Raw genomic sequence first — 16,895 nt, forward strand, 5'->3', positions numbered from 1 at the left:
ATACCTAAATTTCTTCTACCTGCAATATGCGATCGCACCAAGAAGTCTAGAGAAGTTTCTAATACTCCATTGCATACAAACCAGTATTTTTACTAGCTTCATCAAAATTTTATATAGCGGTAGCAATTAAATCTCTTACTAAACTTCCTTGAAAGCCTTGTTGTGTAAGTATTTTCACGCTCCTTTCTCTGAATATAGTAGTTTTCTCTATCAGTGAATTTTCTATAAAGCTGCTAAAAAACGCTTTACATTCATTAAATACTCGTATTTATATTAGTTAAGGAGTTGTCATATTTAATGATCTGTCATAAGACCATTGAATCGGTAATTATGTGGAGCGCCGCCTTTATTAATCATTTTTGAGGATTGCATCAATGACTATATTGAGTTTCGTAAAAATTAAACCAGTTTCAGCTTTAGGTATTGCATCAGCTTTGTCTCTATCTTTAGTGACTGTTCAGTCATCAGCAAACGCCACAGGTATTGTCAGAATTACTGAAGATGCCTTCACCGCAGATGCCGGACTAATAACCTTTAGCGAATTGCCACTCAATACATTTAATCCAACTTACGCACCAAGTTTATATGGTGGTGGTGTTGGTTCACCCACTGTAACATTTGGTGGTATATTCCTGGGTCAAACTGTAGGTGTAGCGCCTTTTCCAATAGGAGCATTACCCTCTGGAGTTGTAAATGGTACACCCACTAATTCTTTAACTCTAGATTCCAATTCACCCCAGACCAGAATTGTCGGTGACGGATCTAACCCAACATCTCCTGTTTTATCCGGTTCCCCCATATTTAGCGGACCGATTAGTATTCTATTTGATACAGACATAGCTGGAGTAGGATTGGATGGTGGCTTTTTCAATGCCATCGGTGGAACTGCTATCAAAGCATTTGGCAGAACTGGTGCATTACTCGGCTTAGTCACCAATACTGGACTAGGAATCGAATTTCTTGGCTTGGTAACTGATGATGGTCAGGATAAGATAGCCGGTCTACAGTTTAGTTTAGTCGGTTCAGAACCATTTGGTTTTGCCATTGACAATTTGCGCTTTGGTCGTACTGGTCAAGTAGTAGTTCCTACACCTATCACTGTTCCCGAACCAGCTTCCATCATCGGTATCTTAGGCTTAGGTGCATTTGGCGTTACCTCACTTCGCAAACGCAAACAAGCAACCGCAGTTAAAGCATAAGTTTATCACTAAAATATAATTCAATTCTTGCCGTGTTCATTCTGGACATGGCATTTTTTATTTTTATACCAGAGAGATACCTGGTTTTACCTCCTAATATCGCACCTAGACCATAAACACCAAAGAAGTTTTTATATATTTCAAACATCTATCCAGGGTATGAAAAATTGTCGAAAACAGCTTTTTAATTCATATTCCCTTTACAAAAATTGATACTAACTTCATGATTGCTTTATGTATAAATAACCGTTAAATCTCCTGGCATATGCCTTTGTAAGTTTAGCCACGTAAGTGTTTTGACGCGATCACCTCTAGATTACTAGTTATTTGTATAAGTAAAATTTCTGTAAAGTAGCTAAAAAACTCTTCCTAATGGTTATAAGACCGTATTAGTATTGAGACCATTGAAAGAGAAAAAACTTAAGAGGAAATACCAAAATGACAACTGTAAATATGCTGAAAAAATTATCAATGGCAACAGCAGGAGGAACTGTACTGTTAGGAGTAACTGTATTTGGTGCGGTTGAAAAAGCTGCTGCTGGGGTGATAATTAGCCCTACAAGCGCGGTTATTAACAGTAGCGGACCAGGATTCGGCTCCATCACAGATACCATCAACCAGAATGGTTTGCTTACCAATTTTGTCAGTGGTGTTACGGACTTTGATGCTTACTTGGCAACAAATCCCCAGCATACCTTAACCTTTTCAGGCTATGAATGGTTCGGTAATTCTGGAACTACAACCGCTAGTGTCACTTATGACCTTGGTGCAGTAAAATTCATTGATGCGTTGGCACTCTGGAACGAAGAAAGTTCAGGTATTGGACTTCTAGATCTATATTCTTCCCTTGATGGGGTGAATTTTTCAGCACTTTCCCTGGGACTGACACCGATAGATAATCCCTTAGCTAATTATCCAGCTGAGGTTTTCTCATTCTCAACAATCGCTGCTCAGTATATCCGGTTTGATATATCGCAGTCTCCTCAACCAAACCCTGGTAGTTTCCCCAGTGCTGCTATTGGCGAAGTTGCTTTTCGTCAAGTTCAAGTACCTGAACCCGCTTCCATCATCGGTATCTTAGGCTTAGGTGCATTTGGTGTTACCACTCTTCGCAAACGCAAACAAGCAACCGCAGTTAAAGCATAAGTTTATCACTAAAATATAATTCAATTCTTGCCGTGTTCATTCTGGACATGGCATTTTTTATGGAGATATTCAGAGATACCTGGCTTTACCTCCTAATATCGCACCTAGACAATAAACACCAAAGAAGTTTTTATATATTTGAAAAATTAACACATCTATCCAAGGTATGAAAAATTGCCGGAAACAGCTTTTTTATTCATATTCCCTTTACTAATATTGATACCAACTTCATATTTTCTTTATGTATAAATAACCGTAAAATCTGCTACAAAATCAGTCTCTAATCCCTATCATACAAGTGTTTTGTCCTGTGATCTCTGTACATATAGTATTTCTCTCTGTCAGTAAATTTTCTGTAAAGTTACTAAAAAATGCTTTACAGGTACTTTTAGTCAGTATTAATATTGACAGTATAGACAGCAAATAAAAACTTAGTTTCCGAAGAAATAACACAATGAATACTATGAATGTTTTGAAAAAATTCTCAATGGTAGCAGCAGCGGCAGTAAGTGCAACTGTAGCTCTAGGTAGTCAAAATGCAGCTTTCGCGTTTACTGTAACCCAAAACAATGATGGTAATACATTACTGAATTCATTACTAGGGTCGAATATTAATGGACTCAGTGGCTTCAATGTGACAACAACAGGTAACGCAAATGCGTTTGGCTTGTTCAGTAATGATCCATTTGGTTTGGGTTCTGGTGTTGTTCTCAGTACAGGAAATGTTTTAGATGTAGTTGGTCCCAATGATACATCTAGCAAAACTACCAGTTATGGTACACCAGGTGATACTGCCGGATCTTTCGACTTAGCTCAACTAGACATTTCGTTTTTTGCTGACAATACAGTAAGCAATGTCTTCTTTGAATATGTATTTGGTTCAGAAGAGTTTTTAGAGTTCGCAGGTAGCCAATTCAACGATTCCTTTGAGCTTTTATTAAACGGAACCAACTTAGCACTTTTAGCTAATAGTAACCCAGTCACTATCAACAACCTGGCAAATAGTCCTACTGGACCTTTTGACCCTGCCTATATCAATAATATTGGTAATGACACCCAGTTAGATGGATACACCACAAATCTTACTTTTCAGGGTGCTGTAAATAAAAATGCTGTAAATACTCTCAGCATCAAAATTAAGGATGTGGGTGATTCTGTTTTAGATTCTGCTGTGTTTCTAAAGGGCGGATCTATTAGTGTAGTACCACCTAAGGCAGTTCCCGAACCTGCTTCACTCATTGGTATCTTAGGTTTAGGTGCTTTTGGCGTTACCACTCTTCGCAAACGCAAACAAGCAACCGCAGTTAAAGCATAAATCTATCATTCAAATATAATTCAATCCTTGCTATGTCAAACCCAGACATGGCATTTTTGCTTTTGACCCCAGAGATTTCCGACTTCTTGAAAAAGATCGCAGAAACGAATAATGTGAGGTTTATAATTTAATGCTTCCTATGTAATTTCTTGATTAATTAAATCAATTATTTCTATAATATTTATACAAACGCTTGCAGAGACATTCGATTCTTCACCAATATGGACATGATGAGGAAAATTCGGTAAATTAGGAAAATGCTTTACATTATCCCATCTCTTTCTTAACTGGGTTTGAGTATTATCCATCCATTGATAACGATAGGTTTCCGTAATACATTTATCTCTAATGACCTTAAAAAATTCCACCACTTCTAAAAAATCACCATTCGTTAAATTCAATCTTGCCCGAAAGTAACCTTGATCAGATAATGATTTTTCTTTAACAATATCAATTTTATCAATTATCGAACTGGTAATTAATTTGGCTTTTATTTCTGTCAAATAACCCTCAACTATCATATTCACTTTAAGATTGCAGTAACGTTAAACGCGCTTGTAAGTCAGACCACATTTGATAAAAAGCACTCCATTCAACAAAATCTACTTCATCTCCTAATTCACCTGTTTGAAATTGCCGGTAAAAATCCTCAGATGATAATTGATACTGCTGTTCAAATACTTGCAAATCATTTTCTAATTCTTTGATTTGCTGCTGAATATGATTTATTTCTTGGGTAATAATTTTTCTCAGTGATAAAGCAAGGATATCACTATATCCTCCTTGTTGAGAGAATGCTTCCAGGGCTTTTAATTGATTGATGATTTCTGCCTGAGTTGTTATCATTACTTATTAATTTTAGTCAGGGTAACATCTATTCCAGTATAGCTGTTATTCGGTTGAATGAGATACAAGAACTATTAGCAAAAACTTCCAGATAATAGCTTTTTAAACTAGGACTTTCAGGATATTAGAAAAGTCAATGTCCCAACCATGTTTAGTATAGCTTTACACAAATCTAGCCAATAATTCCTGAGGAGATAATTGTAAAAGCAAAGGAGTAAATTCTTCTCTACTCATAGCAATAAGAGGGTTGATAATTGTTGCTAACTGTGAATCAACTTCCCCAAACCGCACTTGTAGACTTATCTTTTTTTAATTCCTGCTTTCATCTTGTTCATCCTTATAATCCTGGAAATCCTGATTCTGACAAGAAATATTAATTTAATATTTTTGGGATTATGGCGATAGGGAAGCGCTGCTGTAAGCAGTTTACATCTTTTGATGAAGATACAAGGGGTTTAACCTCGCTAAACCTCACCAGAGATCCCCAAGTAGTTCCAGAATTTTCACAAAATCGGGGATCTGCTCTTAATAATGAATTTAAGGCGGAGGTGGGGGCGTTCAGTGCTAACCTAAAAGATGACATTGCTTGATCTCAGGTCGTTGACGACCCATTCTCAAAAATAGCTTCAATCATTTAGGCGCAGCATGGTCACCACCGCACAAAAAACAAACATCGGTTACATTACTCAAATCATTGGTCCAGTCGTAGACGTTAAATTTCCCGGCGGGAAATTACCCCAAATCTACAACGCTTTGACCATCAACGGCACTAACGAAGCCGGACAGGAAATCAGCCTCACCGTTGAAGTACAGCAACTACTGGGCGATAACCAAGTACGGGCTGTGGCGATGAGTACCACAGATGGCTTAGTCCGTGGTTTGGAAGTTGTTGATACTGGCGCTCCCATTACTGTACCCGTAGGTAAAGTAACCTTGGGACGGATTTTCAACGTTTTGGGTGAACCCGTAGACAACCGGGGTCCTGTAAATGCTGAAGCAACTCTACCTATTCACCGTCCTGCTCCTAAATTCACAGACTTGGAAACCAGTCCTTCTGTGTTTGAAACTGGGATTAAGGTTGTAGACTTGCTAACTCCCTACAAACGCGGCGGTAAAATTGGTCTGTTCGGCGGTGCGGGTGTTGGTAAAACCGTGATCATGATGGAATTGATCAACAACATCGCTACCCAACACGGTGGTGTGTCTGTATTTGCGGGTGTGGGTGAACGCACACGTGAAGGAAATGACCTCTACAACGAAATGATGGAATCTGGAGTTATCAACAAAGATAATCTCAATGAATCCAAAATTGCTCTAGTTTATGGTCAAATGAACGAACCACCCGGAGCAAGAATGCGGGTTGGTTTGTCTGGTTTGACAATGGCTGAGTATTTCCGTGATGTGAACAAGCAAGACGTATTGCTGTTTGTTGATAACATTTTCCGGTTTATCCAAGCTGGTTCAGAAGTATCGGCGCTATTGGGACGGATGCCTTCTGCGGTAGGATATCAGCCTACTCTGGGTACAGACGTGGGTACATTACAAGAACGGATTACTTCTACTAACGAAGGTTCTATTACTTCTATTCAAGCTGTATATGTACCTGCGGATGACTTCACTGACCCCGCACCTGCAACTACATTTGCTCACTTGGACGGGACAACTGTATTGTCTCGTGGTTTAGCATCTAAGGGAATTTATCCAGCAGTTGATCCTCTGGCTTCTACTTCCACCATGCTGCAACCCAACATTGTTAGCGAAGAACACTACAATACTGCGCGGGCTGTACAATCAACTCTGCAACGTTACAAAGAACTACAAGACATTATTGCCATTCTGGGTTTAGATGAGTTGTCTGAAGAAGACCGGCTCATTGTGGCACGGGCGCGGAAAGTTGAGCGTTTCTTGTCTCAGCCTTTCTTCGTTGCTGAAGTATTTACTGGTTCTCCTGGTAAGTATGTGAAGTTGGAAGACACCATTAAAGGATTTCAACAAATTCTGTCTGGTGAATTGGATGCTTTACCTGAGCAAGCTTTCTACTTGGTAGGTGATATCAACGAAGCTAAAGCTAAAGCTGAAAAAATGAAAGGTTAATAGGTAACGGGTAATGGGTAATGGGTAATAGGTAAGAAATTCCTACCAATTACCAATTACCAATTACCAATTACCAATCACCAATCACCAATCACCAATCACCAATTAAGAATATGACTCTAACTGTTCGTGTAATTGCCCCAGATAAAACTGTTTGGGATGCTGAAGCTGAAGAAGTAGTTTTGCCTAGTACTACTGGTCAATTGGGTATCTTAACTGGACACGCACCGCTATTGTCTGCTTTAGATATAGGTGTAATGCGTGTTCGTGCCAGCAAAAATCAAGATTGGCAAGCGATCGCACTTTTGGGCGGTTTTGCTGAAGTTGATGAAGATGAAGTGACAATCTTGGTTAATAGTGCTGAACGTGGCGACAAAATCAACCTGGAAGAAGCCCGCACAGCTTACAACCAAGCTCAAACTAAACTAAATCAAGTTCCCGCAGGCGACCGTCAAGCACAAATCCAGACAAATCAAGCCTTTAAACGCGCCCGCGCTCGTTTTCAAGCTGCCGGTGGTTTGGTGTAAAAACATTCAAATTGTCAGAACAGGCATTTTGCCTAGTAGGGGTTTAACAGTGTTAAACCCCTATTGTCTTTAAGGTATACAGCAGAATCCAGACTTTTTAAATCCAGACTTTTTATTTATACTCAAAAAAATTACATCAAGTTTAAGAAAATAACCTCTGCCTTAGTGAAGTGATATCTTAAATGATTAATTGCCCAAAGGGGCAAAAATATGAAAAGCTTTCTATCTTCCTTTGGTAAGAGTAAACAAAATAAGTTTGTAAAGTTGACAGTATCGACTGTAGCAGCTTTAGCTTTAGCTAGTGGTATTAATGCTGCAAATGCGAAAACCATAAAAACACCCACAGCACAAGAAGTTATTTCCGTCTCGGTTCAGCCAAATCAACCGGAATCTGCAATCAAACCTGAATATCAAGCAATGGGGTTAGAACCGCTTGCACTTATCCCCATTATCCTAGTTGGTGGTTTTGTCATTAGCGTTCCTTTGATATTTGGTGGACTGGTAGTTATTGGTGAGCGCGAAGTCGGAATTGTGGTGAAAAAATTCGCCTTAACAGGTAAAGGACTACCTGCGGGAAGATTAATTGCCCTGAATGGAGAAGCAGGTTTACAAGCAGATACCCTGGCACCTGGTTGGCATTGGGGACATTGGCCTTGGCAATATTCAGTTAAAAAAGAGCCGATAATTGTTGTCCCCCAAGGTCAAATAGCGATGATTGTCGCCGCAGATGGCGCACAAAACCCCCCAGAACGGATTTTAGGCAAAATTGTCGAATGTGATAATTTCCAAGATGCTCGTAAATTCTTGACTAAAGGTGGGGAAAAAGGTCGGCAAATGGGCTTTCTCACTGCTGGTAGTTACCGGATTAACACGGCACTGTTTAAAGTGATTACGGCAGCTAATGCTAGTAGTCATGGTATGAGTGCAGAACAGTTACGGGTGTACAGTGTTCTCTCTGACAAAGTCGGCATTGTTACTACCTTAGATGGGTTGCCAATTTCTGCTGGTGAAATCGCTGGGGTTGTGATTGAAGGACATGACAACTTCCAAAATGGGCAAAAATTTATTAATGGTGGTGGGAGACGGGGTTTACAAGAGCAGATTTTGTTATCTGGTTCTTGGAATTTGAATCCTTGGTTTGTCCAAGTTGAACAAGTACCTATGACAGAAATACCCATTGGTTATGTGGGTGTGGTAATTTCTTTCGTAGGAAAAGAGCAAGAAGACATCAGTGGTGTAGCTTTCACTCACGGTAACTTAGTGCATCAGGGACACAAGGGTGTTTGGGTAGAACCTCTGTATCCTGGTAAACACCCGACTAACTCCCGGATTATGAAAATTGAGTTAGTACCAACGACGAACATAGTTTTAAATTGGTCAGGTCGGACAGAAAGACATAGCTATGATGAGAAGCTAGAATCTTTGACGGTGCGATCGCGTGATGGTTTCGCATTTGATTTGGAAGTAGCGCAGATTATTCATGTCGGTGCTTTAGATGCACCAAAGGTCATTTCCCGCGTAGGTGCAATGCAGAATTTGGTAGATCATGTCTTAGAACCAACCATTGGTAACTATTTCCGCAACTCTGCTCAAAACTGCACTGTACTCGACTTTTTAACAGCGCGGAGTGAACGCCAAACTGAAGCTGCTGAATTTATTAAGGCAGCTTTGCGTGCCTATGATGTGCAAGCAATTGACACTTTAATTGGTGATATTCAACCACCTGCGGCCTTAATGCAGACACAGACAGACCGGAAAATTGCGGAAGAAGAACGCAAAACTTACGAAGTTCAGCAAATGGCGCAAACCCAACGCCAACAACTGGTACGGGAAACAGCCTTGGCTAATATTCAGCAAGAAATGGTCAAATCTGAACAAAGTGTCCAAATTGCCGAACTCAAAGCTCAAGCTGCGATTAAAGAAGCCAATGGTGATGCCGAAGCCACAAAACTCAAAGCCTTAGCAGAAGCGGAAGGTATCCGGGCTACGGGTAACGCTAAAGCAGAAACCTACCGTACAGGTGTGCAAGCTTTAGGTTCCCAAGGTTACACAGCCATGCAGTTAATGCAGATTATAGGCGATCGCAATGTTCGTCTCATTCCTGATGTCATGGTTGCTGGTAACAATGGCAATAGCAACGGTTTGGTAGATGGTTTACTGTCAATGATTTTATGGAATCAAACAGGCAAAACACATCCAGAAACCAAAATGCCTGTACCACCACCACCGGTGACTAAAATTGAACCAAATGATCACAATAATTCCCAATTAATTGTGCAATCGCCAGTAGATAAAGTAGATAAATAATATCCAGTTTGTAGAGATGTTTTATGGAACGTCTCTACAGATTAGATCCCGTTATTTTGTACAAGACTTAGGCAAAACATCACAAAATTAGAGGTAATTCATGAAATTGTCTTCATTATTCATCGTCTGTATCTGTAAATACTGGGATAGAGTTTCCAGAATTTCTGCTTGACGGAATGGTTTACTGACAAAATCGTCACAACCTGCGTCTAAGCTTTCCTGTCGCTGTTCAGTAAAAGCACTGGCAGTGAGAGCAATAATTTTGGTCGGGGTGAGACTTTGCTCAGTTTCTAATTCCTGTTCTAGTTGGCGGATTTGCCGAGTTGCTTGATAGCCATCAATAATGGGCATATGCATATCCATAAAGATGAGGTGAGGTTGCCATTGTTGCCAGAGTGCGATCGCAATTAATGCATCACTGACTAAATGCAAACCCACAATTTGATCGTAATGTTTTTCGGGTTTAAACAAATAAGTGAAAATCGTCTTTAGCTAGATCGTTTAAGCTGACGGAAATATAACTGCTCTCATGCCCCCATTCAAGCAAGAAGTAAATGTTTAGACTGATCTAGGTTTTAGATAGCAGACAAGAAAATCAAACTGGGGAAAAGGTGACTGGGGAGGATGGGAAGATCAGGAAAATAACGTTCTAGCTATTTCCTGTCTGTCACCTCTTACCCCTCACCTGCCACCTTCTTCCTGCCTTCAATCACCAATTAGCAATTACTAAAAGGATCAAGCACTACCTGTGAAGGCAACTTCTGGGAATTTCAACTGGGCTTCGGCCATGGGACGGTTTCTGCCTTCTTCTTGCCAGTAGTTGATTACTTCTGTTGCTTTGTTGAGCAACTCAACGCGGTCAACATCTGTAATCCAGTGTTTGGATTCTAACTCTTTTTTTAATTCTTCCCAGGCATCATTTCTGGGCCAGAAAAAATACTTGGTCAAAGGACTAGTACCTTTACCAACAACCTGATCAACTGCTAGAGCGACGTTCTCATCTAACCAGAGAATTTTTAAAATGAACTTGGTCAATTACACCTCCGGGAAAAATCCGGCTATTACTTACTAAGTTAGCGATGCCTGCGGCGGCCTACACCGAGGCTTATTTTAACGCAAACTCTGACCAATTGACCAGCCCTTGGGGACGGGAACAGGATCAAACCGATAAGGAATATTTATGCTTTATGATTAATTTTATTGCCTACCACAGAGCGATCAATGATTAAATTAATCTGTATTTTTTTGAGTCTGTTAATTGTGTTTGGCTGGGGTACACCAGTGATGGCACAATCCCCAACAGGGAATACTACCCAAGAAGAGTTACAAAAAGGGGATGAGTTAGCAACTAAGGCATTTACAGCGACAAATCAAGGTGATTTTGCTACAGCTGAAGGCTATTGGACAGAAATTATTGAAAAATTTCCTACTAATGCTGGTGCTTGGAGCAATCGGGGTAATTCCCGCGTGAGCCAAAATAAATTGGCAGCAGCACTGACAGATTACAACAAAGCTGTAGAATTAGCGCCAAATGTAACAGACCCTTATTTAAATCGAGGGACAGCATTAGAAGGTTTGGGGAGATGGGAAGATGCGATCGCAGATTATAATCATGTTTTAGAGCTAGATCCTAATGATGCAATGGCCTACAACAATCGGGGTAACGCCAAAACAGGGTTAGGAAAATGGGAAGATGCGATCGCAGATTACCAAAAAGCCACAGAAATCGCTCCCAATTTTGCCTTCGCTAGAGCTAATTATGCCCTGGCTTTATATGAAACTAGTCAAATAGACAAAGCTATCCGCGAAATGCGGAATATAGTCCGTAAATATCCTAAATTCGCGGATATGCGTGCCGCCTTAACAGCCGCATACTGGGTAAGTGGACAAAAAGGCGAAGCTGAAAGCAACTGGGTAGCAGCCTATGGACTTGATACCCGCTATAAAGATATGAACTGGGTGCAAAATATCCGTCGTTGGCCTCCCAGCATGGTATCTGCCTTGAATAGGTTTTTGAAATTACAGTAACGAAAACATTAACATTGGAGATTAAATGAGTTCACAATTATCTGGAGTCACAGTTTGGCTGACAGGTTTAAGCGGTGCTGGAAAAAGCACTATTACCAAAGCGCTAGAGCAAAAATTGCAGTTATTAGGACATAAAACTGAAGTATTAGATGGCGACATAGTGCGTCAAAATCTATCTAAAGGTTTGACATTTAGCAAAGCAGACCGTGATGAAAACATCCGCCGCATTGGTTTTGTATCTCACCTTTTAACTCGTAATGGTGTCATTGTTATAGTTTCGGCTATTTCTCCCTATCGCTCAGTCAGAGAAGAAGTTAAACAACGCATTGGTAATTTTGTAGAAGTTTACGTTAATTCACCTTTAGCGATTTGCGAAGGAAGAGATGTCAAAGGCTTGTATAAGAAAGCTCGAAGTGGCGAAATCAAAGGCTTTACGGGTATTGATGATCCTTATGAACCACCTCTGAACCCAGAAATAGAGTGTAGAACTGATCAAGAGACTATTATAGAAAGCACAGAGAAGATTTTGGTGAAGTTAGCGGAACTAGGCTACCTGGTTCGTGCAGCAGCATAGGTTGCTTCTCGGATTACTAAAAATGCAATCGCTTGAAACTCTGCGATCGCTCTCTGAGTTTCAAGCGATCGCTCTAACTAAACCTTTTCAATTTCCGCAAACCTAAACTTAAAGCCATTTTCCTGCAAATGTTCCTCTTTAGTTACTTTACCGAAATCTGCAAACTCAGGAAAATATATATCTCCCTCAAAATTACCTTCCACAATTGTCAAATAAAGCTTATCCGCAAATTCGATTGCCTCAGTATAAATTTTTCCACCACCAGCAATAAATATCTCCTCTGTTTCACTCATTTTAGCCCATTCAACTGCCTCCAAAAGTGAATGGAAAATAACACAACCGGGAGCTTGATAATCAAGATTTCTGGTAACAATTATATTTATACGATTTGGCAGCGGTTGACAAAAAGTAGAATAAGTTCTCCGACCCATAATCACAGGATGTCGCCAAGTAATTTCTTGAAAATGATGTCCATCCATAGGAATACTCCAAGGAATACCCACATGAATATGTTCCTTTGTTGAGTCAGCTAAAATCCGATTCTCAGAAATAGCTGCAATGAGGCTAATTAGAGGCATATGACACTATCCTTATTCTTTGTGATGTTTTTCAGAATTCAACATAAGTTTTATAAATTATAATCAGCGCGTGTAACAAAAATAGTTATGTGTTGAATCTACCAGGCGGGATTCTGGTATAAATCATTGTAATTAACCAAAAAACAAGATTATGACTTAATGTGTCCTGCATCTACCGGACATTGGAATACAGTCTTGCCCTTGGGGAAAGAATTACAACAGCGTGGCCATCGTGTGTTGTGGTACTAAATCAAAAATAAGGTATTCCTTACTTTATAACAAATTGGTCTTATATACTTGAGACGGTCATAATTTGCGTTTTTACATCCATACATATATCCCCTTTAAGTAAAAGCTAAAATTGTGGACTTGTGAAGTATAACCTAGCTTTAACCTCTATTTTTAGTTACGTTATATCTACTCTTAGTACATATCTAATTAAGGTTAAATAATCATGACAGGCAACAGAAAACTTGCTCCCAATGAGCAAAGCATGGAAATTTTAAATCGTTGTGCCAGTTCTTTCAATGTAGTAACAATTAGCCGCATTACAGGAGATTTAAAAGAAGAAATAGTTACAAAAGCTCTTGACTTAATTCAAAGTCGCCATCCCCGCTTAAACTCCCGTATTGTCGGCGATTTGGATAATCTTAGCTTTGAATTTGGTTCAAAAAAGATTCCTTTGCGTGTAATCCAAAAACTTTCTTTTGAGCAATGGCAAGAAGTTGCTTTAGAAGAATTAAACAAACCAATTGAAAGTGATAAATGTTTAGCCCGCGCAGTATTAATTACTTTTCCAGAGGGACAAATCAATTATTTGCTGACGATATTGCACCATGCAATCTCAGATGGATTATCAACTGTTCAGTTGCATTCAGAAATATTAACTTACTGCCAAAAAATAGTGGATGGCGAAATAAAAGAAAATATTCCTAGCTTGCATCCACTTCCTGATATTCAGGAGTTGATGTCAAAATCAATGCAGGGTAAAATTGCAACAGTAAAGGGAATTTTATTTTTGTTGAGATTTAAGCTGAAAATAAGTTTGTATCGTCCTGAAACTCTTAAGTTCGAGAAGTATTTACCTACAGAATCACGCCGTTGTAACATGGTTCAAAGAAGGCTAAATACAGAAATCACTGCAAAATTGCTAGAATTTTGTAGACAAGAGAAAACAACGATACAAGGTTCTTTGTGTGCAGCAATGATGATAGCAGCAGCGAGAAAAATCAAAAGTGAACCTAGCGCAAAAATACGCCTTAGTTGTCGCTCTTATGTTGATTTGAGAAAACGCCTCAAACCTGAAGTAAATCGGGAAAATTTAGGTATATTAGCTTCGTCTATCACCTCATTCCACACTCTAGACACAAATACATCCTTTTGGGATTTAGCGCGGGATGTCAGACAACAATTAGAAGTTAGCTTAGAAAGTGAAGATATTTTTAATGTAGTATTGATGTTTAAGAAAATTTGCGAGTCTCTTCTGTCTCGTCCAAATGAAGCACCTGTGACAGTTGGCATTACCAATATAGGTAAAATAGACATTCCTAGTGATTATGGTTTATTTAAACTTGAAGAAATTAGTTTTGTGCCTGCACAGGCAGCTTTTGGTGGTGTTTTTGGTGCTGCTGTTACAACATTTCAAGGCACAATGATTTTAAATTTTATGTTTTCTGAGCCTTCACTTAGTAAGGAAACAATCGAAATTCTAGCAGATGATGCAATTTCTTTTATTGTCGATAATTGTAACTATAGTGAACTGCAAACAAACATAAAATCCCAAAGCTACGATCAATTCTCAGCCGTCGAGAGATAGAATCTCTGAAGTCTAAAATGATGTATTTTCGTAAATACAAAAAATGTCAAAATTTAGAATACAACATCCCTGATTTTTATCTACAAATAGACATTTGACAGACTACTAGTTAGTAACTTAACTGGGGAGCATCCACTTTTGGCGGATAGCCCGCACTTCGTGCCGCTTTGCTAACAGACTAGAAGTCTGGCGCTACAAAAACGAAGTCTGCCTATTTCTTCTCTTCGAGACGCTCTGCGAACGCGGACTCTTTGAACCCACGCAGGTGGATTTTGTCTGTGTAGCTGCGATTTCCAATCGCCATGTGTTTCTGTATCCAAGAGTGATTATGGAATTCATTAAGTAGTTTAAAATCAGACATTTTGATAGATTTCCTATTGGCTGGTTTTACGGTTCTAATTTTGTAATCGTACTAATTGTCAATTCCTGCACATTACTCAATACTATATTTGCTCCTGCTTGAATTAAAATCTCAGTATAAGCATCACGTCGCGCTGCTGTTTCTTGAACATGAGGTGGTAAAACTCCTACAGCCAGCCAAGTACGAGAATTATCTATATTTCTGGCTTTTTCAACGGTATACATATCTGCAACCGTATCACCTACATAAACTACAGTTTGTTTTTGCTCAAGTTTATTTTCTAATAATTTAATAGTGGCAAAAAGTCCGGTGGGATCAGGTTTACCAGGTGCGTCTTCCATTGCAACTAATATAGGAGATTGCAAACCTAAGCGTTTTTCTAAGACATAGGTAGCAGAACCGCGAGTAGCACCGCTAAAAAATCCCCAATTAATTCCAGCCTGTGTGAGTTCTTGAAAATAACTAGGCTGTGCTAATAAAGGTTCATTACAAATATAGCCATTCCAATTTTCTGGGTCTGTACCTCGGTAACGGGTTTGAAAATAAGCAACAATATCTTGATAATCTAATTGCAGTTTTGAGCGATTTTGTCCTTGGTTAGCAAAGTGACGGTAAATAAATTCTTGAGAAGCTTCCCAATCGTTGTTCCAAATTCCTTCAGATTTGAGTTTGTCGATGTCTTCAGGTGTGGGACGGTAAGCTTGGTTAGTAAAATGCTCTACAGTATCTGCTAAGGCGCGGCGATAAGAACCACCAACATCACGGATAACGCCATCTATATCAAAAACGACGATCGCTATTGTTTGTTTACTCATGGCAATAGAGAATTAATATTTTCAGGGGATTACAGCAATGATAATTGTTCATTGGGTGGTTTGAATCCCATATGTTTATATGCGGCTTGGGTTGCTACTCGACCACGAGGAGTGCGGCTTAAATAGCCAATTTGCATTAAATAAGGTTCATAAACTTCTTCGATGGTTTGGGTATCTTCACCTGTAGCGGCGGCGATGGTTTCTAAGCCCACTGGCCCACCATTGAAGTTTTCAATGATCATACTTAGCATCTTTCTATCTGTCCAATCTAAGCCACAAGGATCTACTTGGAATAGTTGTAAAGCTTCGGCAGCGACATGATCATTAATTTCTCCACAGGATTTAACTTCAGCATAATCACGGACTCTTTTTAGTAGTCTATTGGCAATACGTGGGGTTCCCCGTGAACGTTTGGCGATTTCTGTAGCCCCATTTTGATTAACGGGTGTTTGTAATAATTCAGCGGTGCGGAGGACAATTTGACTAAGTTCGTCAACTTCGTAAAATCGCAGTTTTTGAACTAAGCCAAAGCGATCGCGCAGAGGTGATGTTAAAGCCCCCACACGGGTTGTTGCCCCTACCAAGGTAAACTTAACCAGTGGTATACTCCTAATCCGAGCGCTGGAACCTTTTCCCACCGTAATATCTAAGCGATAATCTTCCATTGCTGGATACAAAATCTCTTCAGTCATCCGCGACAGCCGATGAATTTCATCAATAAAAAGTACATCTCCAGCTTTGAGATTTACCAATAACCCGACTATATCCCTTGGTCGTTCCAATGCTGGGGCGCTGGTAATTTTACAACTTACTCCCATCTCTGAAGCTAAAATCATCGCCATTGTCGTTTTACCCAAGCCAGGGGGACCGTACAGCAACAGATGATCCATCACCTCACCCCTAGATTTAGCGGCTTTAATGGCAATATCTAGCACGTCCTTTAAGTCTTTTTGCCCAATGTAATCAGCAAATCGCTGGGGACGAATACTCTCTTCTTGCTTACCTTCTTCATCAGCAGCCGCTTCAGGTTGCAGCACATTTTCCTGGGGAGGTGCTGTTTCCCTGGGTGCTTTCGCTGACTCCCTCGGCTGTTTTGGTTCTTTGTTGGGTTCTTGTCCGCTTTTTTTTGAAGAGATTATCGCCATAATTCAGCTATCTTAACTTAGGGACTGGGGATTGGGGAGCAAGTTAGTACAGAGTGATGAGTAGGAAGGAGAGTCAACCACTCGGTACTCAATACTTGTCGGTTAAGGCTCAAAAGTCATTATATGGTAGGTTGGGTTGAGGCA

General features: G+C 39.8%; 16 protein-coding genes and 1 pseudogene. 10 read left to right on the top strand and 7 right to left on the bottom strand.

Translation table 11 applies throughout. The features are described 5' to 3' along the window. Positions 1–374: 374 nt before the first annotated feature. The 3 genes and pseudogenes from VB713_RS10355 to VB713_RS10365 all read left to right on the top strand — a co-directional run bounded on the left by VB713_RS10355 (position 375) and on the right by VB713_RS10365 (position 3,660). Positions 375–1,199 (top strand): PEP-CTERM sorting domain-containing protein, encoded by an 825-nt coding sequence (locus VB713_RS10355; protein WP_323311477.1) that lies wholly within the window; start codon positions 375–377, stop codon positions 1,197–1,199. A gap of 1,050 nt (positions 1,200–2,249) precedes the next feature. Beyond that, positions 2,250–2,345 (top strand): annotated as a pseudogene (locus VB713_RS28245) (PEP-CTERM sorting domain-containing protein); the annotation flags it as partial. Between the two features lie 454 nt (positions 2,346–2,799). Next, positions 2,800–3,660, top strand: coding sequence for a choice-of-anchor L family PEP-CTERM protein (locus tag VB713_RS10365; protein WP_323311479.1), 861 nt, complete (start codon positions 2,800–2,802; stop codon positions 3,658–3,660). A gap of 137 nt (positions 3,661–3,797) precedes the next feature. Here the strand turns inward: VB713_RS10365 and VB713_RS10370 are convergent, their stop codons facing one another. Together VB713_RS10370 and VB713_RS10375 are read right to left on the bottom strand one after the other, a co-directional pair. Further along, positions 3,798–4,181, bottom strand: a complete 384-nt coding sequence (locus VB713_RS10370) for a toxin-antitoxin system TumE family protein (protein ID WP_323311480.1) — start codon at positions 4,179–4,181, stop codon at positions 3,798–3,800. Between the two features lie 7 nt (positions 4,182–4,188). Continuing rightward, positions 4,189–4,506 (bottom strand): hypothetical protein, encoded by a 318-nt coding sequence (locus tag VB713_RS10375; protein ID WP_323311481.1) that lies wholly within the window; start codon positions 4,504–4,506, stop codon positions 4,189–4,191. A gap of 395 nt (positions 4,507–4,901) precedes the next feature. Here VB713_RS10375 and VB713_RS10380 point away from each other — a divergent pair, with 395 nt between their 5' ends. The 4 genes from VB713_RS10380 to VB713_RS10395 all read left to right on the top strand — a co-directional run bounded on the left by VB713_RS10380 (position 4,902) and on the right by VB713_RS10395 (position 9,434). Further along, positions 4,902–5,096, top strand: coding sequence for a hypothetical protein (locus tag VB713_RS10380; RefSeq protein WP_323311482.1), 195 nt, complete (start codon positions 4,902–4,904; stop codon positions 5,094–5,096). 55 nt (positions 5,097–5,151) lie between these two features. Then, entirely contained in the window at positions 5,152–6,600 is a 1,449-nt protein-coding gene (atpD, locus tag VB713_RS10385) for a F0F1 ATP synthase subunit beta (protein ID WP_323311483.1), read from the top strand. 113 nt (positions 6,601–6,713) lie between these two features. Next, positions 6,714–7,127, top strand: coding sequence for an ATP synthase F1 subunit epsilon (gene atpC, locus VB713_RS10390; RefSeq protein ID WP_323311484.1), 414 nt, complete (start codon positions 6,714–6,716; stop codon positions 7,125–7,127). 210 nt (positions 7,128–7,337) lie between these two features. Then, positions 7,338–9,434, top strand: a complete 2,097-nt coding sequence (locus VB713_RS10395; RefSeq protein ID WP_323311485.1) for a flotillin family protein — start codon at positions 7,338–7,340, stop codon at positions 9,432–9,434. A gap of 87 nt (positions 9,435–9,521) precedes the next feature. Here the strand turns inward: VB713_RS10395 and VB713_RS10400 are convergent, their stop codons facing one another. Together VB713_RS10400 and VB713_RS10405 are read right to left on the bottom strand one after the other, a co-directional pair. Continuing rightward, positions 9,522–9,905, bottom strand: coding sequence for a response regulator (locus VB713_RS10400; protein ID WP_323311486.1), 384 nt, complete (start codon positions 9,903–9,905; stop codon positions 9,522–9,524). 264 nt (positions 9,906–10,169) lie between these two features. After that, positions 10,170–10,469: a 30S ribosomal protein PSRP-3 gene (locus VB713_RS10405; protein ID WP_013190996.1), complete on the bottom strand. Its 300-nt coding sequence runs from the start codon at positions 10,467–10,469 to the stop codon at positions 10,170–10,172. Positions 10,470–10,655: 186 nt separating this feature from the next. Here VB713_RS10405 and VB713_RS10410 point away from each other — a divergent pair, with 186 nt between their 5' ends. Together VB713_RS10410 and cysC are read left to right on the top strand one after the other, a co-directional pair. Further along, entirely contained in the window at positions 10,656–11,462 is an 807-nt protein-coding gene (locus VB713_RS10410; RefSeq protein WP_323311487.1) for a tetratricopeptide repeat protein, read from the top strand. A gap of 25 nt (positions 11,463–11,487) precedes the next feature. After that, positions 11,488–12,036, top strand: coding sequence for an adenylyl-sulfate kinase (gene cysC, locus VB713_RS10415; RefSeq protein ID WP_323311488.1), 549 nt, complete (start codon positions 11,488–11,490; stop codon positions 12,034–12,036). A 77-nt stretch (positions 12,037–12,113) separates the two neighbouring features. On the opposite strand, the gene VB713_RS10420 is transcribed toward cysC, so the two are convergent. Next, a complete protein-coding gene (locus tag VB713_RS10420; RefSeq protein ID WP_323311489.1) occupies positions 12,114–12,614 on the bottom strand; it encodes a dihydrofolate reductase in 501 nt (166 codons plus the stop codon). 454 nt (positions 12,615–13,068) lie between these two features. Between VB713_RS10420 and VB713_RS10425 the strand changes: the two genes are divergently transcribed. Then, on the top strand, positions 13,069–14,430 hold the full coding sequence (locus VB713_RS10425) for a phthiocerol/phthiodiolone dimycocerosyl transferase family protein (protein WP_323311490.1): 1,362 nt from the start codon (positions 13,069–13,071) through the stop codon (positions 14,428–14,430). Positions 14,431–14,817: 387 nt separating this feature from the next. Here VB713_RS10425 and VB713_RS10430 read toward each other — a convergent pair whose 3' ends face one another. Together VB713_RS10430 and ruvB are read right to left on the bottom strand one after the other, a co-directional pair. Beyond that, entirely contained in the window at positions 14,818–15,606 is a 789-nt protein-coding gene (locus tag VB713_RS10430; RefSeq protein WP_323311491.1) for a TIGR01548 family HAD-type hydrolase, read from the bottom strand. Between the two features lie 29 nt (positions 15,607–15,635). Next, a complete protein-coding gene (ruvB, locus tag VB713_RS10435; protein ID WP_323311492.1) occupies positions 15,636–16,751 on the bottom strand; it encodes a Holliday junction branch migration DNA helicase RuvB in 1,116 nt (371 codons plus the stop codon). Positions 16,752–16,895: the final 144 nt, after the last annotated feature.

Origin of the sequence: Anabaena cylindrica UHCC 0172 (genome assembly GCF_034931625.1) — a bacterium.
Classification (GTDB): Bacteria; Cyanobacteriota; Cyanobacteriia; order Cyanobacteriales; family Nostocaceae; genus Anabaena; species Anabaena cylindrica_A.

Bases quoted from the DNA above. Each gene is read 5' to 3' on its own strand.
- VB713_RS10355 (WP_323311477.1), top strand. From the start codon at position 375: ATGACTATATTGAGTTTCGTAAAAATTAAACCAGTTTCAGCTTTAGGT.
- VB713_RS10365 (WP_323311479.1), top strand. From the start codon at position 2,800: ATGAATACTATGAATGTTTTGAAAAAATTCTCAATGGTAGCAGCAGCG.
- VB713_RS10370 (WP_323311480.1), bottom strand. From the start codon at position 4,181: ATGATAGTTGAGGGTTATTTGACAGAAATAAAAGCCAAATTAATTACC.
- VB713_RS10375 (WP_323311481.1), bottom strand. From the start codon at position 4,506: ATGATAACAACTCAGGCAGAAATCATCAATCAATTAAAAGCCCTGGAA.
- VB713_RS10380 (WP_323311482.1), top strand. From the start codon at position 4,902: ATGGCGATAGGGAAGCGCTGCTGTAAGCAGTTTACATCTTTTGATGAA.
- atpD (WP_323311483.1), top strand. From the start codon at position 5,152: ATGGTCACCACCGCACAAAAAACAAACATCGGTTACATTACTCAAATC.
- atpC (WP_323311484.1), top strand. From the start codon at position 6,714: ATGACTCTAACTGTTCGTGTAATTGCCCCAGATAAAACTGTTTGGGAT.
- VB713_RS10395 (WP_323311485.1), top strand. From the start codon at position 7,338: ATGAAAAGCTTTCTATCTTCCTTTGGTAAGAGTAAACAAAATAAGTTT.
- VB713_RS10410 (WP_323311487.1), top strand. From the start codon at position 10,656: ATGATTAAATTAATCTGTATTTTTTTGAGTCTGTTAATTGTGTTTGGC.
- cysC (WP_323311488.1), top strand. From the start codon at position 11,488: ATGAGTTCACAATTATCTGGAGTCACAGTTTGGCTGACAGGTTTAAGC.
- VB713_RS10420 (WP_323311489.1), bottom strand. From the start codon at position 12,614: ATGCCTCTAATTAGCCTCATTGCAGCTATTTCTGAGAATCGGATTTTA.
- VB713_RS10425 (WP_323311490.1), top strand. From the start codon at position 13,069: ATGACAGGCAACAGAAAACTTGCTCCCAATGAGCAAAGCATGGAAATT.
- VB713_RS10430 (WP_323311491.1), bottom strand. From the start codon at position 15,606: ATGAGTAAACAAACAATAGCGATCGTCGTTTTTGATATAGATGGCGTT.
- ruvB (WP_323311492.1), bottom strand. From the start codon at position 16,751: ATGGCGATAATCTCTTCAAAAAAAAGCGGACAAGAACCCAACAAAGAA.